The organism is Tepidimonas fonticaldi, assembly GCF_007556755.1.
Lineage (GTDB): Bacteria > Pseudomonadota > Gammaproteobacteria > Burkholderiales > Burkholderiaceae_C > Tepidimonas > Tepidimonas fonticaldi.
The window spans coordinates 62,256-85,320 of sequence record NZ_VJOO01000006.1 but is presented as its reverse complement, the minus strand read 5'-3'; the positions used below and the strand labels follow the sequence as shown (position 1 = coordinate 85,320).

The following is a 23,065-nucleotide window of genomic DNA, read 5'->3' as shown; positions in this document are numbered from 1 at the left end:
GCTCATTCCGTATAGTCGGTTTCAAGCGCCAGATTGCTGTAGGCTGCCGAGGTTGTGGGGTTTAGCGCTACAACATTGAACTTGCCTCTGAACTCATCATCCATTCGCAGCGCAATCTGCTTGCGCTGGCCTGGCATCAGGGTCACGGTTCTGGTCGCGGGGTTCACATCGCCGCCTGGGCGCGGCTCTCCCACCACCTTCCCCTTGCTGTCCTGCGCTTCCAGCGAGATCTCCAGGCTCACGTCCTGCGAGAACATGTCGTCGGCTACTAGCATCACCTCGATGACCGGCAATCGCGTAGTGATTCGTTTGGCGCCGTTCTTGTAACTCAGCTCCACCACCACCTTGCGCAGGTCCGCATGGGCGGCGGTATCCAGACGCGCAATCAACACTGGCACGATAGCCTCGGCCAGCGAAGCTCCGCCGTGAAAATACAAGTGCCCTGAGCGATAGGGCGCCATGCTGCGCGGTAGCGCCACTTGGGCGAAGTCACCGCGGATGCCGACCTTCTCGGCGCTGACGACCAGGCTGTGATCATCGGCGGTGCCGTCGCCCAGCATCATGCGATCGTGGGCATTGACGGGCCACTTCCCCTGCGGTTTGACGCACACATCGCCTGCCTCTGCTTGTGTGTTCAGGAAGAAGCCGTGATCGGTCACGATCACGGCTTCCTTGAAGCCCATGCCGCGCAACTTGTGCAGCGCCACGCGGATCAGCTTGAGCGTTCCGGGAATCAAGCCGAGTGTGGTTTCCGGGTTGCTTTCGAGCTGGCTGTCGATTTCGCTGGAGCGCAGCACCAGCAGATCGACGGTCTCTGCGATCTTCGGCTTGCCGCGAACAAAATCGTTGAGCAGCATTTCCGCGAAGCGGTCGCCGTACTTTTTTTTCAGAATGCCCATGCGCTGCGTCACATTGCTCACCGGCACACCGTCCAGTTTGGGTACGAGCGATTCGTTCTCCAGCGTCAGGGTCAGCCCGGTGCGGGCACCCGGCAGCAAGCTCGCCATGCCCACCGGCGTGATGGTCGGTAGCTGCGCATAGGCCGCTTTCAGCTCGACAGGCCCATCTTCCGCCAGCAGCTTTTCGAGGGCCACGCCTAACTCGTAGCGCAGGGCGTCCACCATCAGGTAGGCCACCTTGCGTCCGCTTTCCTTGAGGCGATCAGCCACCAGCCGATCAAAAGCATCGGCGTTGGCCAGTCGCCCAGCCGGCGGCCATCCCGTAGTCTCGATGTGCTTCACGAAAACGCCTTGGACCTTTTCGGCCAAGCGCCGATAGCGCGCTCGAGCCTGGCTGATCACTTCATGCATCAAGCCATGTGGGTCAAGGAAGTCACCTGCCGCTTGCTCAAACTCGCGTTGCAGGCGATCTGCCTCGCGTAGGCTACCCAGGTAGAAATCGATCAGCTCCGCCTGAGAACGGGCATGGTCTGGCAACTGGCGTTCAAAGTCTTCGCAGGCCTCCACCAGGCTCAAACCAGAGCGCACCAACTCCCACTGAGCCTGGCTTTCGCCCTTGCCGAGCCATACCGAGCTCTTGTGGCGGGTCAGCACCCGGCGCGTGGCATCGGTGTCGCCATTGACAATGCCCTTGATTGCCGTGCGCAGGAAGGTCCGTTCCTCGAATGGGAAAGTGTCACGCTCGCCCAAGTCTTCAATTGCGCTACAAAGATCAGGCAGGTTGAGTTCCTTCTCGATGGCTTCTGCGCGCTCAATGTATGCCACGCGTGACTTCGGATCGCTGCGCAGACGGTCGCACACATCCTCGACGATGGGTCTGGCTTCCATCGGTGCGTGCGGTACCCCCTTCAAGGTGTCCGGCAGCGCCACTGGTAAATCGAACACGAATTCACTGAACAGCACATAGCGCCACAGTTCATCCGCCAGCGCGGACCAGGTCTTGCCGCGCGTCTTCACGCTCAGACCCAGGGTCGTGCGGAGGAAGTCACGCGCCTCTTGAAACCAGCCTTCCTGCCCCTTGAGCGCTTCGGATTGGCTGGTAGTGGGAGCCAGCAGTGCGGCCAGAATCTCGCGGCCGGACTCCACCCGCAATGTGGCTCGCAACTGGGGCCAGCTCACACCGCCGCCAATGGCATCGATCACCGCAAAGGACGGCCCGCCGGGGTTGTCGGCGAACAAACGGCGAATTTCGGTCGCGTGATCCGGCCTGGCGCGCAGGCACAGGTTCAGATACTCATCGCCATCGTCTTGCGGAAACACCGCGCCGCATTCTGCGTACAGGGCGAACGGGTCAGTCTGCTTCTGTTCATCGGTTTCTGGGCGCTTGGCTGGCACGTAGATCAACACCCCTTCCAGCGCGGCCTTGGGCTGCCCCACCTCGCGCAGCGCCAGCAGCGCCGCCTCGCGGCTTTCGATGCTGCTTTCAGACGCATCCACCACCCGCACCTTGTCAGCCATCAAATCGAAGCACAAGTCGCGGTAACGCCGGGCCGGGTCGTACACCACCAGACAGCCTGCCTGCTTCAGGCGCGGCCGCAGCACGCTTTCACGGATGAATTCAGCGATGCTCATTCATCGCCTCCGGTCTTCTTCTTACCGCGTGCTTTTTTCGGCTTGGCCTCGGGCTCGATGTAGAGATCCTCCAGCCCGTGAGCGATGGCCAGCGACTTGTCGGTCTTGCACTTCTCGCGCACACGCTCGGGCCAGTCGTTCATGGCCAGGTGCGCCCAGTCGTAGTCGCCTTTCTTGAGCTTCTCCCAGGTGTCCTTGAGCACCTTCTGCCAGGGTTTGTGGCGGAACAACTGCCACAATGGCGCGGCACTGATCTGCACACCGTCGTCGTGGTTGGGCTTGTAGGTGGGCGCGAGCTTGAGCAAAGTGTCGCGCAGCTCAATCAGCTCCAGCTCGAAGGCTTGCAGCGCCTCGAACTGCCTTTCGTCGTCGCGCGTGCGGGCAGAGCCCTTGTTGCGCAGCGCCGTCACGTCAGCGCCGACTTGTTTGAGCTTGGGTTCGACAAAGTCGTTGATTGCCGTGTAAAGCGTCTGGCTGGTAAGGCTGGGGTAATAGACCCACAGGGTGTAGCTGCCGGACGTTGTGCTCAACGGCCAGTAGATGGGCGCCTTGCGACGGCTCTTGGAGTAGCGCTGCAGATGGAAGGGGAAGAAGTCGCGTTGCAGCCAGCGGCGCACGTCCTCCGGTATTGGCACCTCGACGCGAACGAGAACTTCCTCAATTAAGCGTGCGAGGTCATGCGGGTGCCCCGGGTCGTCCACCAGGATGCCTTCGTGCGCATGGAAGGGCGCGGCCCCGTCGGGCAGCATTCCGGGGCTTTTGGCGGGCAGCGGATCGAAAGGATCGGGCTCTGGAGGTGCCGCGCGCTCTCCCGTGGCCAGGCGCCAGTCGAAACGACCAAATGCCACACCAACTGCCCAGCTCAACAAGCCGGCCGTGTGGTCGATGGGTGAAGCGCTGTCTTCATCGTCGCCTTCGTCATCTGCACCGTCCTCGGCATCGCCTTCGTTTGCCACACCTTGGGTGACTTGAACGGCAGCACGGTCGGCTTCATTGAAGCCATAGAGGTCAAAAGCTATTGAGTCGATCTCGATCTGGATGCGTGACAGTTCTGCTTCAATGGCGACGGGGTCGTAATCAGCCAGTCGCGCACGCAAGGCGGCTGGTAGCAGGTACGCATGGGAGGTTTCTTCGATGGTATCTGTCGTTCGTTTCAATGACCATGCGCTTCGAACCAAAGCGTTTAATCTGCTACACATGTAATCAGACAGTGCTGGCGCAGGAGTCATTGCGACATACCCCACCTCGTAAGTTAAAGTTTGTCCACCTCCAGCACCACCTCGAGAAAAAAGTAGCCTTATCAAGAAATTGAATGTCGATGAATTGGCGAGTGCAACGCTGGCTGCAATTTGTGAGGCCTCATCTCCTTCCACAAAACCAGAGGAACCGTTAACGCTAAACACCACTCCGCGCGGAAGAAAACGGAAGCTCCCCGTAGATGACGGCCTATAAGACCACGTAAAACCAGGCCGAAAGTAATAATCGAGATTTTGTGGCCGGGAATTAAGCTTTCCTGTTTTTGGATCAAAAAAATTCTTAATTTCGGCCCCGTCGTGCTTCCAATTTGCTACCAAGTGGATGTCGCCGTAGAAAGGTGAATAGGCGCCGCCCTTGGCGAAGGGAAACCATTTGCCCGCCGTGCCGCCCGGCTGCACCTCCCACCAGGCGCGCACGAAGCGGAAGTCGTCGGCGGTGGCGAGCCCCTGCTTGACCGTGCGTCCCTCGCTCTCGAAGGGCGGCAGGCGCCGGAAGGTCTGGCGCACCGCCTCGCTCACCCAATAGGCGAAGGGCTTGCCGGGCACGGCGTCGAATGCTTCGGGTTCAACCTCGAAAGCGCGCGGGTCGGGTTGGCCGGCGCGCAAACATGTGCAGGCCGTCGCCAGCCCTTCGCGCTTGTCATTTTCGGCGAGCAGCCGAAGGAAAGTAGTCATTGGACGACCTCCGAATCACGGTAGAGGACACGCAACAGGTCTTTCAGAACATCCGGAATCTCTCCCGGTTGCTTTTGCTCGAAATAGTCGAGTGCCGCCAAGCCCTTTCCTTTCTTGTCGCCCTGGTTCTTGGAAACGCCCGTGGCGCTCTCGAAATCTGGCGATAACATGTGGCGCCGACCAAGGGGCGCCTCTACCAGTTGTTCAATCTCGGCGTTGAGGTCGAATGTCCGCTGACTGGCCCTGCGCTTGTCTTCGCTCCAGTCCGCCGGCACCGGGTTTGGCAGTGGGTCTTCATCGTGAACGACCGCGTAACGAATGCCAAACGCCTTTGCCAGCTCGACGTAGAACGGCAGGTTGAATTTTGAGCCGCAGTCGATCACCGAGACCTCGGAATCCAACAACCCCAGCCGATCCGCCAGGTAAGGCAGCAGGACGCGCTCGGTTTCGCCCTCCACGAATATCGCCTTGCGGCAAAAGAACATCTCGGCTCGCTCGGGATTAATCCAATGCGCGAGTCGGAAGCGCTTCTTCCGGTCAGCAAGGTCTTCACCGGCGAAAAGATCACTGGTGCATTGGCGGATAGATGTGCCCGTCCGTGGGTCGTCCCGATAGACCATGGCGATCTGTCGATACTCATCTGTATCGATGAAGTGCGGCGAGTGAGTGCAGAGCATGACCTGGTGTTCCGGCACCGCAGCGATTTTCCGCAGAGACTGGAACAGCCGTCGTTGCGCGTGAGGGTGCAGGAACAGCTCCGGCTCTTCTACGGCGAAAATGACCGAGTCGGACCGCTTCCTGGCGGCAATATCCTCGATGCCCTGCGATTCGGTGCGCAGCGCCTTGGACCAAGCGCGAATCAGCGCGAACATTAGCGCGCGCTGCAGCCCATGCCCCTTCCGGGTTGCGCTGGTTCGGGCGCCATCATCAAGGAAAACTTCAGTCCCGAGTTCGAACAGCTTCTCGATCTCCGGCGGAGAGATTTCGATGTTGACACGAACACCCCAGGTGCGAAGCTCCTCCTCAATACCTCGCTCAAGACGAATCAACTCGGTGGCGGGGGTCTGCTCGGGATCCTCCATGCGTTCCGTCAACGAAGCGATGACTGCGGCAAGCTGCTCTCTGGCCGCCGCGAAGCGCGGGTCACGCTGGGCCATATCCTGGATAGCGCGGCTAAGTAAGCGACCAAATACAGTGGTGGTCTTGACTTTGATCTCATCGCTGAGGTCGCGAACGGCAGGCACCAGCAGCAGTTCAGGCAGGATGCCCGCCGCGATGTTTTTCTGGCCCAGGAAGTTGCCGGTTTCCAGCGCCAGGGGAAGCGTAAGGGTATCTCGGTTATCCTGGATGTAGCGTTGCTGCGCCGCTTCGACCATAGCTTTGTTCAAACGCCCGGTTTCCGGCACCAGATCCCTAAGAGGGGTCGCGTTGATCGCATCCCGATTGGCGTACTCGCTGGCCCGGTCAGTTTGCAGCCAGGGTTCTGCTGGCTGTTCCGTGTAGCCGTTGTAAGAAACCTCAAGGGCTCCACCATCGACCATCCTTGTTGTCTTGCGCACGCGGAGACTACCGTCCGAGAGCACATACCTCTGAAAGGTCCTGACTTCCTGCTCGGTCAGCTCATCAAATGTCACCTCAACCCATAAGGATCTGTCCTCGACATCGCGATGCTGGAAGAAGTCCGCTTCAACGGGCTTGAACCCGCCGGTTAGAAAATACTCAAGCGCTGAAAGGATATTTGACTTGCCGTGATTGTTCGGCCCAAGCATGCAGACCATGGCACAGCATTCCAGGGTCAGATCCTTGATGCTCCGATAGTTGTGGATAGCCAGGCGCTTTATTCTCATACTTGTTTCTCCAACACATAGGCGGCGGCCTCGACCATGGCGTCGTCCATCACGCCATGCCCCAGATCGGCCATGACCTCGGGCCGGGCCATGCCCAACACCACCTGCTCGCGCCAGTTCTGAAAGCTGGAGAGGAAAAACGCCGTGCGCGAGGTGATGGCGCCAAGGCGCCCACCGCGGCGCATGAGCTCCAGGCCGCGCTCGACGAAGACGGCGAGCAGATCGTTCTTGCTGCGCGGATAGGCGCGGGCCAAGTCATCCTTGGTGTTGGCCGCCGGCGCGCCGAAGGGCGGATTCATGACCACCACATCGAACGCTTCCCGGCATAGATCGATGAGCCGCAATCCTTGCAGGGCATCCTGCGCAAACAGGCGCCCCTGGTACGTTGACTTGGCCGCTTGGGCGAACTCGATGAGTGCCGTGCGCAGTCGCGCCTCGGCCTGTTGCCAGTTCTCCTGCTCTTGGGCGGCAAACAGGCCGGTGCCCTTGCCTACATAAACCTGACGGATCAAATGCGGCAGTTCCCGTTCGACCTGGAGCAGCACCCCCAGCTCCGGCAGGCCCTTGAGCAGTTGCAGGGTCTTCTCGAACAGCTCGGCGTCACGTTTGTCGAGGTTGGCCGCAAACTGCTGACGCAACTCCCGTTCTGCTGGCGGCGCAATGGCGGCGACCACATGGCCCCGCCCAATCAGTGGGCGGTCTTTGGCCTTGACGCCGGCCTCGTGCCAGGCACGCTGCGCTCGCAGCCACAGTGCCAGGGATGCAATCTGCGCAGCGCGCGGATCAATATCGACGCCATAGATGTTGTGCTCGATGATCAAACGAGGCAGGTCGCGCAGAAATGCCGCCTTGTCCTCGTAGGTCTGGCTCAGTGGCTTGAATGCAGCCTGGGGCTGGGTCGAGACATCCAGCGAACCGGGCCCGTGCTGCTGTTCCCATGCCCAGGCCTCGCGATAGATTTCAGCGAACAGATCGAAGGCATATAGGCCGAAGTGCATGGAGCCGCAGGCCGGGTCCAGCAGCTTGAGGGTGCGCGGGTCACGCAGCTTGGTGGCGGCTGGTGGCGTTTCGTCCGGCTTGACCAGCAGGTACTGGCAACGCTCGCGCAGGCCGGTGGCCCCGCCCGTGGCGTTGAACCAGAGACGCCCGAGGGTGTTGTCCACCAGGAACTCAACCACATAGCGCGGTGTGAAGAACTGGTTGCGCACGGCGAGTTCCCGGCTGTTGCGCGGCGCCTGGCTGGCCTCGCGCATGGCCCTTCGCTCTTCTTTGGAGTTGAAGTACTGGTAGATCCAGCCGATGGTTTCGTCCTCGCTCCACAGCGAGGCGATGTCGGAACCGTTGATCAGATTCAGCACTTGCAGCAGCGCGGCCTCGCGCGGGAACAGGCGGCCCTGCGGTGAGTAGCGGTCGAACAGGCCGGGCAGGTCTTGGGCCAGTTCGTCGAACACGCTGAACAGGTACACGCGGTAGGCATCGCCGGTTTCGCCCAGGCCGGTGCCGGCCAGTCGCGCATAGAGCTGAAAGCCCTTGGCCTGGAAACCATTGCCCACTGATTCGATCAACAGCCCGCGCGCCTCCGCCATGCGCAGCGCCGCCAGGCGGTTCAGCACGGTAAAGGCCTGCTCGCGGACGATACGGTCCAGCCCCTGGGTCGCATTCATGTCGCCACTGGCGGTGTAGTGCGCCAGGGTGTCGCGCAGGATGCGGGCGGTTTCGCGCTGGGCGTCGTCGAGATGGCGCAGGCTGGAAAGCAAAGCCACCGTGCCCGAGGTCGGGTCCATGCCATAGTCGTTCTGCAGCTGGCGGGTGAATTCCTCCTCCAGCACGCGGCGCGCGTCGTTGACGAAGCGCTGCAGGCGGTTTCGAGTTGTTTGGTCGAAGGCCATTTACTGATCGCCTCCGTTGCCAAGCGAGAGCGTCACTTCGATCTCGGTATACAGCGCGAGCTGAGCCTTGATTTCGTGGAGCTGCTGAATCAGCGCGTCGATGTCTGCCGCCGAGGTCATCTTCACCGGGACGGCAATCGACTTGGTGAGCTTGGCGGGGCCTTTCTCGCCGGTCTTGGCGCGCTCTTCCTCCATGCGTTGCCGTAGGCGTTCCTGGCCCTGGCGCTGGATCGAGCGCTTGAGGTCTTCGAGGGTGCTGTTGATGTCGTAGTCGCGAGCCAGCAGCTTCTTGAGTCCAGCCAGATCCTGTGTGGCGGCCAAGGCAAGGCCATCCAGCCGGTTCACGGCGTTGCCACGTTCTGCCTGGGTGAGTTCTTCCCATTCGGGCAGACGCTGCAGGTCCTCGATGCCTTCCTTCAAGCGCAGCTTCTGCTGATTGGAGAGCATGTTGACGGCGTCGCGCACGCGGCCCTTCAGGCGCGTGAGCAGCGAATTGAAGTCAGCCGTGTGCCTGTAGAAGTCCTCTTTGCCCAAGCGCTCCGACAGGGTTCCCAGGTCTTCGGCAAGTTCGCGGCGCAGCTCCCCTGGCACGCCGGTGTCCGGCAAGGCTTCGATGTCACGGCGATGGGCTTGCAAGTCGCGCAGGGTGGCGTCGAGCCCATTATCGAGCGCCCGCTTCACTTCCAGCGCCCACTTGAGGCTGTCGTAAATGGCGGAGGTTTCGGCGCCCAGGCGCTGCGGTGCATCGGAGGCATCGGTGAACAGGATATCGGCAATGTCCTGGTTCAAGGTGCGGATGCGATCGCTGCCTGCCAGCCCGAGGCTGCTGAGCTTTTCGGCCAAAGAGCCGTAGTCGTGCTGAAAGCGCGGGAAGTGCTTCATCACCGCCTTGCTGATCTCTTGTTCCAGCGGGATGACCATCTCGCCGACCAGCTCGGTGAGTCGCTCAGCGGCGCGTCCGAGCGTTTCGATGGATGGGCGCTGGTCCCGCAGCGAAACACCGATCTGCTTGAAGGAGTTGTTGGTCTTCAGGGCATCGATCGCCTGCTGGCCGGCGGCCGTCACTTCACGGCCCGAGACTTTGAGCTTGATTTCGCCGGCCATGAGCATGGCGGCGACGATGTAGCGCGTGGTGTCCGGCGACCAGCCGAACGGGTCGCTGCTGAAGTCATCGAGCAGGCGTTTGCCATCGACCGTGCCATGCTTGTCGATATAGTCACGCAGGCTGATCATCGCCTTGTGGTCGGTTTTGAACGAGGCTCGACCAGCGACGGTTTGCACCAGGCCGAGCGGATCCAGCGCACTGCTGATGGCGGCGGGGTTGCCGACCTTGAGGAATTTCTCGGCGGTGTCGGTTCCTACACGCACCGGCGCTTCGACGTAACGGTGGAATACTTGGTTGGCCACGTCGGAGAGCAGCTTCTTGGCGGCTTCCAGTAGGTCGGCATCCAGCGCCGACACCGCCGTGGCCTGCCCACGGAACACAAACGAGCCGGCTTGCAGGGTTTGCTTGATCTTGCTCTGGAGCTGGGTCGCGAGCTTGGCAGCGCGGTCGAGCTGGCCGGTGCAGTAGTCCTTGACCTCTTGGTCGGGCTCGTTGCGGTGCAGTTCGGCAATGCGCTGGCAGCGATAGATTTCGTTGGCCAGCTCGTCGAGTTCGGGATTGGCGCGAGCCAAGAGCCCGATGACGTTCCGGCCCGCGCGGCTGCGGGAATCTTCCAGCATCCGGTTCTTGGCGGTGTCGTAGTCGCTGGCGGGCACCAGCTCGACGACAGTTTGAATAGTGCTCTGATCACCGGCCAGGCTGGTGATGACGCTGCCGGACTGGACTTTCAGGCCCGTTGTGACGGCCATCGTGCCGTGGAGACTGACACGAGGCAGCGGATTGAAGGACTCACGCAGTGCATCGTTGAAGATGCGTTTCACGTCCACGGTACGCAGTGCAATAGCGCCACGCTCATGCTCGATATCCCGCAGCTTCTCGCTAAGGAACACGAGATTGCCGTCCTTCTCGCCGAGCGGCACATACACGTCGTTGAGCATCTCTTCAACGGCTTTCTTCACCGCGTCGAGCTGCGAAGGTGCCGTGACGGATGGGTGCATCAGGCTGGCGACGTTCTGCACCGACACCGGCAGGTTACCGAGGATCTGCAAAACGGCGATGGTCTTGCCGATGTCTTGATGGAGCGGGGAGTCTGGATAGCGAATCTGCACCTTGCCCACCGCCTGATGAATCGAGGGAAAGGCACGGCGGATGTCCTTTTCCAGTTCGTCGTATAGCGTCACCGTGGTGGCCAGCCAGCCCACGGGCTGATCGGCCATGGCCTTGGAACCGCCTTCGCCTTTCAGCACGTCCTGGATCACCTTGATTGCCGAGCGCAGACCGATACCGCCAGTGGACTTGGCCAGGGCGCCAAGGAGATGGAGCAGGATGTCGAAGTGCGCCGGCAGGAAGGGATACAGATTGATGAAGCTCTCCCGGCTGAAATCCGCGTCGTAGTACTTGGCATCCTGCAGCTTGGTGTTGTACCGCAGCGCTTGGCCATGTGCATCGAACAGCTTGCCCAGTTCGGCTTCACCCGCTGGTGACTTACCCAGCAGACGCCGGTAGCAGATCTCCTTGATGTCGCTCGATTCGAGGTCGATCTGGATCGGGAAGCGGTCTTTCAGTTTGTAGAGCTTGTCCGAATTCAGGGCGGCGCGTGGGTCGTCTTCGGTGAGCGTTTGCTGCGCGGTAGAGATGATCCAGACCTTGCCGTTGCCCAGCCGCTTCAGGTTCTTCGCCAGACCATCGAGGTTGAGGATCAGGTTGTCGCGCGAGGCCACATACTGGCCGACCTCGTCGATGATGAAGATGATGTTCTGCTTGCCGCTCTTCTCGCGGACGATGTCGATCATCTCCTGCACGCGCTGGTCCTCGAATTGAAAGAAGCCCTCGGTGCTGGACGAGAAGGACTTGGCCTCGGGGAAGAGCGCCGGGTACATCTCATGGGCGATCTTGGGGATCAGCCCGTCGATGGCGAGCGGGTTGTTCTGCACGCGCGCCCAGGTGGCACCTGGTAGCGCCTGGGCGATGCGTTCGTGCAGTTCCTCCGTGCGGCCGTCCTTTTCGACCATGCGCTCGAAGGCAGCCACCTTGAGGTTTCGTGAATATCCCGCCCACTGCAGCACTTTGAAGTAGAGCACCGTGGAGACGTCTTCCATCGTGGCGCCGGCGAGCATTTCGCTGGCGAGGTCGAGCATGACCACAGCGGCTGGGAAGCGCTTGGCTACCGTGCTGAGGAGGGCCTTGGTTTGTGGCTTGTGCAGGCGGTCCTGCAGGTAATTGATGAACGGCGTGCCGTCGATGGTGCGCTGGTCGTCAAACGCCAGGCCAAAGTATTTGGTGAACGAGCTCTTACCGGAACCATAGAAGCCCGAGACCCAAACGCCGATTTCATTCTCGCCGCCGGACTCCATCGCGAGCTGCATGCGATCGAGGAGCTTGCGAAACTGCTCCTCGATGCTCTCGGTGACCACGTATTCGGATATCTCAGCCTTGAGGCGGGCGTCAGTCGAAGCACCGTAGGTGATGACCTTCTCGATGGTGCGGTAGATGTCTTTGCTGGGATCGAAAAGCGAGCGGATGGTCATGTGTGGGTTCCTGCGTTCTTGGTCTGTTCAGCCGCCGACGTGGACGGAGCGGTAATTGCCGTCTTCCGGGTAGAAGCCGAGGAACTTCAGGCGTGTCTTGCCCGTTCGCACGCCGGGGTAGAGGAAGATCGTCGGCACATGAAACTTGCCCTGGAGCTGGCTCTCGATGGCGCCGATGCGCATAAACGGATGCAGTGCCTCGAGGTCCGTGACCAAAAGCAATGCGTTGCGCTGGCCTTCGAGCGGCTGCAGGGTATCCTCGAGTCGCTTCAGCAGACCGTTGTCCGCCATCAGGATGTCCGCCAGCGCTTTGTTGGTACGCGGCCAATCCAGGGGCGCTGACTTGTCCTCCATCACACACAGCGACCACAACGGGTCGTCCTTTAGCAGCGCCCAGAGCTGTTCGGCGATGGAGAAGATGTGCACATCCCAGCCTTCCTGGTGCAGTTTGGCCACCCAGGCGGGCGTCTGCCGCTTGACCTCGAGGATTTGTTTCGGCGGGAACACCAGGTAGTAGATCGGCTCGAAGCTCGCGTGACCGAGCTCACGCCCATGTCGGATGCGCTCGCGCAGCTCGTCGAAATCAGCTTTGAGTGAGGACATCGCAAAGCGCCTCCATGTCTCGATGTTTCCAACTGATGCGAATCACATCGCCAGCAGCCTGGACGATGAGCAAGCCTTTCAGCGAGAGTCGTTTGATTTCCTGCAGTACATCTTCGCGCGCCAGGCCAAACAGCTGCCAATCTTCGTGGGTCAGTAGCGCGTTATCACCGAGACCGGAAAAATGCAGCTCGTAGGCCAAGTAAGCGGCCACGGTTGGCGAAATGCGGAACGGCAGGATGCGACGGCTCGAGCGCAGTCCCCGCTCGAGCATTCCATAGTCGGCGCAACATCCGGTCAGATAGGCGGAGACACGCCGCACGGTGGTTTCCGACCAGCGTTTGACTGTCTTGCCGTCATCGATGCCGCGCTCGACGAAGGCGCGGGCGTCTTCATTGGTGATATGGGTATATCCACCGGCATACCGAGCCCAGTAAACGTGGCGCACGAAGTCGCCAAGGATCGGGCTGGCTCTGCTCGTGAACACAAGCATGAGCTGCATCAGGTCAGCCGTGGATATCGTTGCGGACAGCCGCTTGAGGTGAGCAGCCGGTGTACCACCATTGACCAGATAGCGCGGAGCAAAGCATTCGACGACGATGTTGCGGAGTCGACGCGCAGTAACGGTGGGGAATCGACCCGATTCCAGCGCGACTTGATGCAACTGATTCGCCGACATGCCTGGCGACCACAGGTCAAGCAGCGTCGTGGTCTCGTTGACGAGCCCAAGGCCTGCTTGTAACTGAGTCGTATAGCGCTTGCTGTCGGCCACGATCAACCCACCAGATACGGATAGGTTTTGACGCCCCGCGTGAACGCCGATAGATAGGCTGCCGCGATAGCCTTCAGGGTGTCGGTGGAATCGATATCCTTGATGCGCCCGACCGCCGTTGGACCCACGCTGGCCGTGTCGCTCGTCGCGGCCAAGCGCCTCAACGCATCCAGCGCAGCCTCTTTGCTCTGCGGTATCTGACCGGTGAGTTCTTCTCCCGCGCTGCTTTGCACGGTCGCATGCAGGTCTTGTTCGACTTCTTCGGGTAGCCGGAACAGGTGATAGCTGCCCACGCTCAAATGCTCGTCGTGCAATCGTCTGGCTGCTTCCAGCGCACCGTGGTACTGAGCAAGGCGAAATGTTTTCGAGAAGACCGGCTCCAGGAAGAGCCTGCTCGATGCCTCATAGAACGCCGTGGGCCACCAGGCGCACTGAGCACGCTCGCCGAGGAAGCCCACGAGGAGCCTCATTTGCAGCAACGTCGGTAGATAGGATTCTTTCATATCAACGCTTATCACTTCGTTAGTTCAGAGAACCGGATCCTGCAGCAGCAAAGCCTTGAGCAGAGCGTCCGTGGCACAGCCGGGCGGCCACGTCGGGCATTTATCATCACTTCCGTTTTTTTCCATTATTTTCATGATCATAAGTTTGCCCCCTATTCACTCGCGGCAGAGGTTGACTCAGGAACTCCTTGGTCAAGCCGCGCGTATATGCGTTGTAGGCCCAAACCACGAACTGCTCGAGTAATCGCTGATTCTCGGCTTCGAGACGGCGATTCTCTGCCTCAAGGCGCTCAACCCGCGCCCAAACTTGCTCACACGGCCCAGTGTGACGGCCCTCATCGCTCGCCGTCTCTCCTCGAAGTTCTTTCTTCCTGAGGGCGAAGGCCGTTTTTATGCGCTCGTGCTTGTAGAGCGCCTGTCGCGTGTATCGATAATGAAGTCTTGGCACCAGCGCCTCAATCAAGTCATCCCAAGTTAACTTGCCGCTCCACCCGTCGAGAATACGAACGACCTGCTCGATCGCTTCGTCACTCAGATTTTTGCTACGCCGGTTGATTACTTTTCGAGCCCGACCCGCCATCTCAATCCCCCTTCCATGCCAATACTTCGGCGGGAACGCTCGTCTGGCTCTTATCGTTCTTGGCAGGCAGCCGAGCAGTGAGCTCTTGCGCGATGCGTGATGGTGCCGTGGGTGAAGACAACTGTACCACCGCGCCATTCGGGACACTGGGGTCGTCCAGGATCTGTACGAGCTGAGACAGCCGGTCCACGCTCGCGCGATGATGTTCAACCCAGCGGTCACTCCCGTAATAGCCATCAGCCCGGGCGTCTTCTGCTCTCCCCAGCAATTCACGTGCTTCTTGGAGCCGTTTCCGCAGGAGCGCGGTTTTCTCCTCGTCCCCCTTGACGCAGACCAAATCCTGGCAATGAATGCAGTCCATGTGCAACTGGCACGGCGACGACGTGTAGTCGTGAACACAATAACCGATGTCCGTGGTGTGCGCCGACGGGATCACCAGCTGTGCAAACTCATCGCGCCGAATCATCACCCGTTTCGGCAGTTCGGCCAGCGGCCCGAACATCTGGTTGTCATCACCAACCGCGTCGCGAAGCCTCTGCAGCATCACACCAGGTGTGACATGATCGTAGACTTCGTTTTGACGAACATCCTTGCGGCCGGACCACTTGGCGATGTCGAGCTGACTCATTCCACCCAGTTGCGCCAGCGTATTAAGGTAGTGTCGAAATTGGTGGCTGGTCAGTTTTATCGGGCTACCGTCTGGCTCTGTGAACCCGAAGCGCGCAAATATAGAATCAAAGCCGTGTCGCGCCCGGCTACCAAATCCCGTGTTGATTTGACCGATTGTCACTGCCTCCAGCATGCAACGATAGGTACCTCGCTGGGTACCAAGCTCATTTCGTCTTACCACGAACAAGGCCTCGCTGTACTTGAGACCCGTCGCGTCGTCGAGGATCGGGAATCCGCGCGGTAGCATGCTCAATACAGCCTTCTCGATGTCGGCGAATCGCACTAACACCTGCTTACCGTTGTCCTGCCTGCTCATAGCAATCTTCGCCGTCCGGCACCAGGTATTGACAGAACTGTGATCCGCAAACCCCAATATCTCGGCAACGTCCGCGAGTGACAGCCATTGTTGGGCGCGCAGATGTTCAACATCCGGCGCCAGGTATAACCTTCCCGGATGATCCTCATACCATTTTGCAATACACCGGGCTTCTTCGGTGACCCTGCGAATTTTGCGCAGTGCCTCTTGGACGACGGATGCCATGGATGGCACCACCCATTTGACGCCTGGGTTAGCCCCTTTTGCGGGCCACCAACGTAAGCCGTAGGCGTCTTCCTTTCCCGTGCGTGGCTCACGTACCTCGCAGGCTTCGGGAAGCATCAACACCTCGCTGATTCGCTCAGGGGCGGCGAGCATGATTGCCGCAACGCCAGCGACGATCACATCGACGGGCTCTGTCGCAAGTAAAAAAACCTTTGGCAAAGCATCAAGTGCGGCCTGAGATGGCATTTTTTTCGCGCGACGCTCGTCAGCCTCCTTCCCGACGCGAACTGCGCTTGTCGGTCGTTTGATCGGATTGCGCCAACGAACCGGAATTTTCGTCAAGCGGTTCTCCGCCATCCACCTGGCCAGTATCTCCAGTTGCTGGCCGGCGCGATACGCGGCCCCATCACTGAGTTGATTAATAATCAGCTGAGCCGCTCGATTCAGAACTCCAGAATCGATGCGCACCGGATTAGTGCTTCCGCAAGATTCAATAAGAGCGGCCTCGAGAGCGCGCAACGCAACGAGGCGGCCATGAATCGCCTTGGTTGGCCGGAGCGATTGCATGTATCGAAGATAAGCCTTCGCGAAGCTCAAGAATGGCTCCGCCATCATTGATGGCGTCTTATCCCCGGCGGTGGTCAGGGTCGAAAATTTAATTCGCACGCGCTTATTTCCGTGTCCTTTCAACGCGATCACTGCGGTCACATCCCAGACATTCTCATCGAACGGCAAATCGCTGCCAAAGACGGTGAGGTGATCGCGCGCCATCTCTATGAACCCACGCAAATTCTCGGCGGCGTCAAGCTCTACCCGAGGAGTGAACAGGACAACCTCAGCCATTTCGTCCATATTGCCCACGCTGTGCCTCGCATAGTTGCACCACTTGAGCAACGGCAAGAATGGTTCGATCATTGATGGATGCAATGCGCATGTCGCCACGTGAGGCCAAGCGTTCTCGCTCTGCAAGCAAAAACTCCAACACGGCTTCATGCGGGCCGTCAAGCCAGGGCTCGAAATGAACGCAGGTATAGCACGCTATCGGCGCTGCAAACCCGCAGAAGCCATGCTTTCCGCAGTTTGCCAGTGGGCGCATCGTTGGGTCAAAACGTGGATCGCATATTCGGCTGGTTGGGTCATCGCAACGTGTTGCCTCAGACTCATCGCGGATCAGTGTTCCAGCGAACGCCTGAGCGATCGGAGCCATGTGAAACGCAATGGCCCGGTCAATCCTCTCCACGATCTCAGGCCGTGCTTCGATATATATCCCGACGTTCTGGGTATCAGTATGATCGAGCAACTCTGCGATGACGAGTTCGCCGTGCCCCTCCATCGCTGCACGAGTGGCGAGAGTACGGCGAAAACGAGTGGCAGTGATGTGTAGAGGCTTTCCGGTGCGCTCAGAAACAATGCTGAGCTTCTTGAGCGTTCGCTCTAGCAGATCGGCAAGGGTCTGCGCGGTTCGGTGGTATTCGAAGCCTGCCGGCGCCCCTTTGGACTTACCTCGCATGGGAAATAAAGGTGCTTCTGATGGATCTGGCAAAAGCCCATGAAATTTCTCCCGGATATCGGCCGCGTGCTGGATCAGCAATTCTCCAATCTGTGGAATGATGAGCCGGGTCTTGAAGTCTTCTCGAGAAAGTCGATCGCGCTGCTTGGCACGCGGGATCTGGATCGTATAAATAGTTGTGCCGTCCTTCGTAACGACCCGCTCAACATCGCGCACTTTCAGTGCGGCGTACTGGATCGGTCGCTGGCCAAGCAGCATGAAAAGATAAGCCAGCAGATAACCCTCCAAATCAATCTCACCCCTGCAATACGCACCATCTAAGGCAGCCTGAATTGATTGAAACTCGATATCCGTGAAGGGCCCATATATGGGATCGTGCGTCAGGACTGCGAGTCCCTTTGGATTTCCCTTGATGCGTATCTCGCGCAAGAATGCAACGGCATCATCGGTCACCCCAGGATAGCCCAGACGATGCCACTGCTGGAACAGCCCGGATAGCGCCCCCAGGTACCAGAAAGTGGCGTTGCTCAGCGATGCTTTGTAGTTGATTAGGTCATTGGTGGTGATTTCGTTAATCGGGGCATTACGCCAGATCGATATAGTCTTGAGATAATGGCCAAGGCGGTCGAACAGATTACTTGCATGGCTAGATGACAGGCGTTCCACATACCATAACAAGACATGTTTAGCCGATGCCACAAATGAAGCAGTAGCGTGCAGCTTGCCAAAATCCAAGCTGACGCTATACAAATCATCGCGATATACCCACCTGTCCGATCGTGGATCGAACTCGACACCAGACCGGGTTTTGGCGAATTGGGGTAGTTCGGTGAGGGTGTGGTATCGCGATTCAGCGATGACAAGCTTACTCATTTCTTATTCCCCGGATTCATGAGTTTTGTCTGCAAAGCCAATGACACTTCGCGGGCTTTTCTCTGCACATGGCGGCGTGTATAGGTTGCCGCCGTTGATGAGGTCGGAGCCCAGCCCATCAGGTAACTTCGTATGTGCTTTTCAGTTTCCGGATCAGTACCCTTTTTGTCCGCTTCCTCGGAAAATCGGTCATTCCACGTGTGGCGCAGTACATGCGCGCTAAGATCTTTAGGGAGCCGGGAACAACGCTGACGCAGTTCGACAAAAATTTTTTTAGCAGCGACGAGCGTTAGAGGCTGCCCTGTGCGATTCGCCACAAACAGGAAAGGGTGTTTTTTTGCTGCAGGGAGCTGTCGACGGTGGTCAATGATGTAGGTCTGCGTCTCCAGGAGAAGTCTTTCGCTCAAAGGAAGAACCCGTGGCCGGGTTTTTACTTGAGGTTGATCTCTTCGAGGGTCCACGGGATCGTCGGCGCGACGATGTATCGTCACCTCCCTGTGATAAGTGTCGATGTCAGAATTGCGCACTCCAAGTGCTTCTCCGAGGCGTAGCCCGAGCTCCAACAGCCAGTGGATCAACAGCGCGTTTCGATAGCGGGTGTGCTCGTCCGCCCAAGGATTGTCGGGGCATGCCGGATCAATCACCCGTAGTAGTTCAGCCTGGTCTGACTCTGACAGTCCTTGGCGCTGCCTCTCCAGCGCTCGTCCTGACTTGCGGGGGATACGGCTCGAAATTGCTTCAGTTACCCGAGTGACACCGTGGCGCAACATAACCGCCTTCTGGGAATCTATGCCCAACCGATCGAGCCGCGTGTTGACCAGCCACTGTATGTACGAGCGGATGTACTGGAGTCGCGTCGCCATGACCGCAGTGCTCACCACATCTTCCTCGGAACGCGTGATGCCCATCCGAACCTTTTCTAACGAAGCAGTCGGTGATTGGTCAGCGAGCGGCTTCCTTGCGAGTTTTGAAGGATGGGTGGCCGCCACTTTGGATGTCAAACCATCTATTGGTCGCCGGGATTGGCGTACCAGATCCTCAAGCTCGTTCATGGACAACAACTCACCATTGTCCATGCGCTGATCTAGGTCGATACCCCGAAAGTCCAGGAAGAGGTGAAAGAACATGATGGATCGGAGCACATGGCCAACCGTGTTGCTCGCCAGGTTTCTGCCGCGGATCTCTGTGAGAGCAAAGACCGTTGCGTCAAAAAGCGGCATACCGCTGTCGTCCACAAGGACTGGCAGTCGCTCACCTGACCCTAGGAGCACAGTCTTGACCCTGTACGTAGATCGCATCTCTTTACAGTCACTGGAGGTATATGCTAGCGATGATCTTAGCAGCGGCCGTCAAAATATGCAAACAACAAAAAACCCCGGTAGAACAAGCCTATCCGGGGTGTTGTTGACTTTTATCTGTGAGGTGTATTCTAGAACGGAATGTCGTCGTCCATGTCCTCGAAGCCGCTGGCCGCCGGCGCGGGGGCCGTCTGCGGCGCAGGGCGGCTGGCGGGGGGCGGCGCACTGCGCGGGGCGGACGGTGCGGCGGCGCGGGGCGCATAGCCGCCATCTTCCGACGGGGTGCCCATGCCCTCGCGGCTGCCCAGCAGCTGCAGCTCGGTGGCGATGATGTCCACCGTGTTGCGCTCGATGCCGTCCTGACCGGTGTATTTGCCGTATTTCAGCCGGCCTTCGACGTAGACCGGCCGGCCCTTCTTCAGGTATTCGCCGGCGATTTCGGCCAGGCGGTCATAAAACGTCACCCGGTGCCACTGGGTGTCGTCGACCAACTCGCCGGTGTTGCGGTCCTTGCGCCGGCTGGAAGTGGCGATGCTGACGCTGGCCACGGGTTGGCCGGACGGCAGGTAGCGGATTTCGGGGTCGCGGCCACAGTTGCCGACCAGGATGACTTTGTTCACCGATGCCATGGGGGTGTCCTCGTGGATGGGGCGATTGCCCAGGATGCGGCCGATTGTGCCCCAATCGCCCCGGCGATCCCATCCCCTGGGCGGGGGATGGGCGGTCAGGTTGGCCGCAGCGCCGAGGGCGCGGCCGGGGGCGGGCGCAGGCCCCAGCTGAGTGCCAGCCACAGCACGCACAGCGCGGCGCCAAGACCAAAGACGCCAGCCGCCCCCATGTGGCGCATCAGCCAGCCGCCCAGCGCGCCACCGGCAAACAGCCCCAGCGACTGCAGCGTGTTGTACACCCCCAGCGCAGCGCCCCGCACATGGGCCGGTGCCAGCCGCGAAACCAGGCTGGGCTGGCTGGCTTCCAGCGTGTTGAAGCCCAAAAAGAACACCAGCAGCCACGCCCCGGTGATGAGTGCGCTGCCGGCCCCATGGCTGGCGGCCCACGCCAGCCCCCCTTGGGCCAGCACCAGCAAGCCGATGGCGCCACGCAGCACCGCGCCGAGGTGGCCGCGCCGCTCCAACCGGAACAGCAGCCCGCCCATGATCAGAAAGGAGGCCAGCAGCGCCGGTAGATAGATCTGCCAATGGTGCGCCTTGTCGATCCCGGCGCTGACCAGCAGGCCGGGCACGGCCATCCACATGGCCATCTGCACCGTGTGCAGGGTCAACACCCCCACGTCCAGCCGCAACAGGTCGCGGTGGCGCAGCACCGTGCCCAGCCCGCCCGGCGCCGCCCCGCCCGATCGGGGGGGCTCGGCCGGCACCACCCACAGCACCACCGCCATGCCGGTCAGGGCCAGACCGCCCGTGAGCCAGAACAGCCCCCCCAGCCCGATGGCCGCGGCCAGCGGCGGCGCGGCGACCAGCGATAGGGCAAAAACCAGCGCGATGCTCACGCCCACCAGGGCCATGGCCTTGGTGCGCACGGCATCGCGCGTCAGGTCGGCCAGCAGCGCGGTGACCGCAGCCGATATCGCCCCGGCGCCTTGCAACGCGCGGGCGAGGGTCAGCATGTCCAGCGTCGAGGCGGTAGCCGCCAGCGCGCTGCCCAGGGCGAACAGCGCCAGCCCCGCCAGGATGACGCGTTTGCGGCCCCAGCGGTCCGATGCCAGCCCCAGCGGAATCTGCAACAGTGCTTGCGCCAAGCCGTAGATGCCCATGGCCAAGCCGACGCGCACCGGATCGTCGCCCCCGGGCAGCCGGGGGGCGTCAGTCGTCCAGCGCCGACGACGTGGGCCGCCCGTCGGCCTCGGTGCGCAGGGCGCTGCGGTAAGCGCCACAGCCCAGCAGCAGCGCATCGCCCAGCGGCACGACGTAAGACGACTTGGCCCGGACCTGCCCCGTGGCGGGGTTGAGGATGTTGTATTCGATCCACCCCCCGCCCTGCTCGGCGCGGTGCCAGGCGTCGGCCAGGAACTGTTCGGCGTTGATGCCCGGGGCATCGTGCACGCGCGTGCCCACCTTGGCGCGGTCCAGGCCCATGACGCGGTAGGTTCCCTCGCGATCGAGGACGAACACGTACAGGTCCCGATCGACGAAGGGGCCGCTCTTGTCGTGGAAATCCTCCACCGCCCGTTCGTAGCCGACCGCGCGGATGTGCTCCAGGGCTTTTTGCACCAGCCCATAGGCCTCGTCGGCGGTGCCCTGGCGCAGCTTCATGTGGTGCACGGCCTCGTCCAGGTCGCGCGTGCGCTCCATCAGGCGGTTGGCGCGGTGCGTGGTGCGCTCCACCATGGCCGAGTTCTCGTAGGTGACCTTGTCGAGGTCGCCGACCGCGGCCACCACCTCCCTCAGGGCCGTGCTCTGCTGGCGGCTGGCGTCGGCCATCTCGCCGATGCGCGCGGCGATGTCGCGGATGCCGCGCACCAGCACGTCCATCGCCTCGTTGACGGAGCGGATCTCCTGCACCGTGCCCTGCACGCGCTCGGCCGATTCGGCGATCAGCTGGCGCACTTCGTTGGCGGCCTCCTGGCTGCGCTGGGCCAGCCGGCGCACTTCGGCGGCCACGACGGCGAAGCCCCGGCCGGCCTCGCCGGCGCGCGCGGCCTCCACCGCGGCGTTGAGCGCCAGGATGTTGGTCTGGAACGCGATGCCGTCGATGGTACCGATGATCTCGGTCATGCGCTGCGAGGTGGCCTGCAGCGAGCCCAGCCCGCCGACGGTGTGCTGCATCAGCTCGCTGGCGCGCTCGGTCTCGCGGTTGAGCTCGCCGGTCAGGCGCCGGATGTCCTGCGCGCTGTCGGCGTTGGCCTGCACCGTCTCGGCCACGGCGCGCACGTTGCTGGTGGCCTGCTCCAGGCTGGCGGCCTGGCTCTGCGTGCGCTCGGCCAATTGCTGGCTGTCCTGCACCAATTGCAGGCCGACGTGGCCCAGCACGGCGGCGGCGCTGCGCACGTCGGCCACCAGCTCCGACAGCGCCCGCAGCATGTGGCGCAGGCGCTGGCTCATGTCGGCCATCTCGTCGCGGCCGGGCAGCACGGCGTCGCTGGTCAGGTCGCCTTCGGCGGCGCGGTCGATGGCGTTGTTGAGGTGGTGCAGCCCGCCCACCGTGGCGCGGTAGAAGGCCACCAGGCCATAGGTCAGCACCAGCAGCACCAGCACGCAGCCCGCGGCGACGATGGCGATCTCGCGCTCGAGGGTGGCGCTGCGCTGGGCCCACTCGGCCTCCACGCCGTCGGCCAGCTCACGCTCCAGCGCGGCCAGTGCATCGATGGCGCGGGTGGCCTGCGCGTAAAACTCCATCTTGTCCACGGTCATCGCCGCGGTCTTGAGGTGGGCGGCGGTGGTGCGCACCAGCTCGTCGGTGGCGCTGCGGAAGGGGCTCCAGCCGGCCGGGACGGTGGCACCGCGGCGCTGCAGCGCATCGACCCGCTCCTGCAAGGCGGGCAGCAAGGCCTCGATCTGGTCCGCCGCCGTGGCCTGCTGCACGACGTTGGAGATGGTGACCGCATCCGTCATGGCGTCGGGGTTGGCCAGCATGGCCGTGGCGCGCCCGCGCAGCTGGCTGGCCAGCTCGCGCACCGGCGGCAAGCCTTCAAAGGCCAACGCGGCCCGGTGCGCCGTCAGGGCATCGGCGTCGCGCTGCACGCCCGTGGCGTCGCCGATCCAGCCGCTCAGGCGCTGCAGTCGCGCCAGAGCCTGGGTGGCATCGGCATGGCGGGCGGGTGCCGAACGCTGGGTGTCCTTGAGCAGGGCGTCGAGCTGTTCGCGCAGGGGGTTCCACATGCCCCCGGTGTTCCACCCGGGGTGGGCCTGCAGCCGCTCGTGCACGGCGCCC

General features: G+C 61.2%; 14 protein-coding genes and 1 pseudogene. All 15 read right to left on the bottom strand.

The genetic code is table 11. From position 1 onward, the window contains the following. Positions 1 to 2: 2 nt before the first annotated feature. Positions 3 to 2,531, bottom strand: coding sequence for a PglZ domain-containing protein (locus tag Tfont_RS05020; RefSeq protein WP_143968630.1), 2,529 nt, complete (start codon positions 2,529 to 2,531; stop codon positions 3 to 5). After that, the gene (locus Tfont_RS05015) at positions 2,528 to 4,462 is read right to left on the bottom strand and encodes a BREX-1 system adenine-specific DNA-methyltransferase PglX (protein ID WP_143968629.1); all 1,935 of its coding nucleotides are present in this window, start codon (positions 4,460 to 4,462) and stop codon (positions 2,528 to 2,530) included. The genes Tfont_RS05020 and Tfont_RS05015 overlap by 4 nt, the downstream gene beginning before the upstream one ends. Continuing rightward, positions 4,459 to 6,309: an ATP-dependent nuclease gene (locus tag Tfont_RS05010; RefSeq protein WP_143968628.1), complete on the bottom strand. Its 1,851-nt coding sequence runs from the start codon at positions 6,307 to 6,309 to the stop codon at positions 4,459 to 4,461. The genes Tfont_RS05015 and Tfont_RS05010 overlap by 4 nt, the downstream gene beginning before the upstream one ends. Then, positions 6,306 to 8,198 (bottom strand): Eco57I restriction-modification methylase domain-containing protein, encoded by a 1,893-nt coding sequence (locus Tfont_RS05005; protein ID WP_143968627.1) that lies wholly within the window; start codon positions 8,196 to 8,198, stop codon positions 6,306 to 6,308. Before Tfont_RS05005 ends, Tfont_RS05010 begins: the two co-directional genes overlap by 4 nt. After that, the gene (gene brxC / locus Tfont_RS05000) at positions 8,199 to 11,831 is read right to left on the bottom strand and encodes a BREX system P-loop protein BrxC (protein ID WP_143968626.1); all 3,633 of its coding nucleotides are present in this window, start codon (positions 11,829 to 11,831) and stop codon (positions 8,199 to 8,201) included. A 27-nt stretch (positions 11,832 to 11,858) separates the two neighbouring features. After that, complete coding sequence (locus Tfont_RS04995) at positions 11,859 to 12,434, bottom strand: BREX protein BrxB domain-containing protein (RefSeq protein WP_143968625.1); 576 nt, start codon at positions 12,432 to 12,434, stop codon at positions 11,859 to 11,861. Continuing rightward, a complete protein-coding gene (locus Tfont_RS04990) occupies positions 12,415 to 13,203 on the bottom strand; it encodes a DUF1819 family protein (protein ID WP_143968624.1) in 789 nt (262 codons plus the stop codon). The genes Tfont_RS04995 and Tfont_RS04990 overlap by 20 nt, the downstream gene beginning before the upstream one ends. A 2-nt stretch (positions 13,204 to 13,205) precedes the next feature. After that, the gene (locus tag Tfont_RS04985; protein ID WP_143968623.1) at positions 13,206 to 13,706 is read right to left on the bottom strand and encodes a BrxE family protein; all 501 of its coding nucleotides are present in this window, start codon (positions 13,704 to 13,706) and stop codon (positions 13,206 to 13,208) included. A gap of 106 nt (positions 13,707 to 13,812) precedes the next feature. Next, positions 13,813 to 14,286, bottom strand: a complete 474-nt coding sequence (locus Tfont_RS04980) for a hypothetical protein (protein ID WP_143968622.1) — start codon at positions 14,284 to 14,286, stop codon at positions 13,813 to 13,815. Position 14,287: 1 nt separating this feature from the next. Continuing rightward, complete coding sequence (locus tag Tfont_RS04975) at positions 14,288 to 16,411, bottom strand: integrase (protein WP_260682273.1); 2,124 nt, start codon at positions 16,409 to 16,411, stop codon at positions 14,288 to 14,290. Then, positions 16,332 to 17,879: a site-specific integrase gene (locus Tfont_RS04970; RefSeq protein WP_185974475.1), complete on the bottom strand. Its 1,548-nt coding sequence runs from the start codon at positions 17,877 to 17,879 to the stop codon at positions 16,332 to 16,334. The genes Tfont_RS04975 and Tfont_RS04970 overlap by 80 nt, the downstream gene beginning before the upstream one ends. Continuing rightward, the gene (locus tag Tfont_RS04965; protein WP_185974474.1) at positions 17,876 to 19,099 is read right to left on the bottom strand and encodes a tyrosine-type recombinase/integrase; all 1,224 of its coding nucleotides are present in this window, start codon (positions 19,097 to 19,099) and stop codon (positions 17,876 to 17,878) included. The genes Tfont_RS04970 and Tfont_RS04965 overlap by 4 nt, the downstream gene beginning before the upstream one ends. A gap of 209 nt (positions 19,100 to 19,308) precedes the next feature. Beyond that, positions 19,309 to 19,806 carry a single-stranded DNA-binding protein gene (locus Tfont_RS04960; RefSeq protein ID WP_068607745.1) on the bottom strand — a complete coding sequence of 166 codons (498 nt, stop codon included), beginning with the start codon at positions 19,804 to 19,806 and terminating at the stop codon, positions 19,309 to 19,311. A 95-nt stretch (positions 19,807 to 19,901) separates the two neighbouring features. Continuing rightward, positions 19,902 to 20,999, bottom strand: a pseudogene (locus Tfont_RS04955) (MFS transporter); the annotation flags it as partial. Beyond that, on the bottom strand, positions 20,998 to 22,530 hold the full coding sequence (locus Tfont_RS14685; RefSeq protein WP_260682274.1) for a methyl-accepting chemotaxis protein: 1,533 nt from the start codon (positions 22,528 to 22,530) through the stop codon (positions 20,998 to 21,000). The gene Tfont_RS14685 and the pseudogene Tfont_RS04955, both read right to left, overlap by 2 nt. Positions 22,531 to 23,065: the final 535 nt, after the last annotated feature.

Bases quoted from the DNA above. Each gene is read 5' to 3' on its own strand.
- Tfont_RS05010 (WP_143968628.1), bottom strand. From the start codon at position 6,309: ATGAGAATAAAGCGCCTGGCTATCCACAACTATCGGAGCATCAAGGAT.
- Tfont_RS04975 (WP_260682273.1), bottom strand. From the start codon at position 16,411: ATGATCGAACCATTCTTGCCGTTGCTCAAGTGGTGCAACTATGCGAGG.
- Tfont_RS04980 (WP_143968622.1), bottom strand. From the start codon at position 14,286: ATGGCGGGTCGGGCTCGAAAAGTAATCAACCGGCGTAGCAAAAATCTG.
- Tfont_RS04970 (WP_185974475.1), bottom strand. From the start codon at position 17,879: ATGAGTAAGCTTGTCATCGCTGAATCGCGATACCACACCCTCACCGAA.
- brxC (WP_143968626.1), bottom strand. From the start codon at position 11,831: ATGACCATCCGCTCGCTTTTCGATCCCAGCAAAGACATCTACCGCACC.
- Tfont_RS05005 (WP_143968627.1), bottom strand. From the start codon at position 8,198: ATGGCCTTCGACCAAACAACTCGAAACCGCCTGCAGCGCTTCGTCAAC.
- Tfont_RS05020 (WP_143968630.1), bottom strand. From the start codon at position 2,531: ATGAGCATCGCTGAATTCATCCGTGAAAGCGTGCTGCGGCCGCGCCTG.
- Tfont_RS14685 (WP_260682274.1), bottom strand. From the start codon at position 22,530: ATGGAGTTTTACGCGCAGGCCACCCGCGCCATCGATGCACTGGCCGCG.
- Tfont_RS04995 (WP_143968625.1), bottom strand. From the start codon at position 12,434: ATGTCCTCACTCAAAGCTGATTTCGACGAGCTGCGCGAGCGCATCCGA.
- Tfont_RS04985 (WP_143968623.1), bottom strand. From the start codon at position 13,706: ATGAAAGAATCCTATCTACCGACGTTGCTGCAAATGAGGCTCCTCGTG.
- Tfont_RS05015 (WP_143968629.1), bottom strand. From the start codon at position 4,462: ATGACTACTTTCCTTCGGCTGCTCGCCGAAAATGACAAGCGCGAAGGG.
- Tfont_RS04960 (WP_068607745.1), bottom strand. From the start codon at position 19,806: ATGGCATCGGTGAACAAAGTCATCCTGGTCGGCAACTGTGGCCGCGAC.
- Tfont_RS04965 (WP_185974474.1), bottom strand. From the start codon at position 19,099: ATGCCGCTTTTTGACGCAACGGTCTTTGCTCTCACAGAGATCCGCGGC.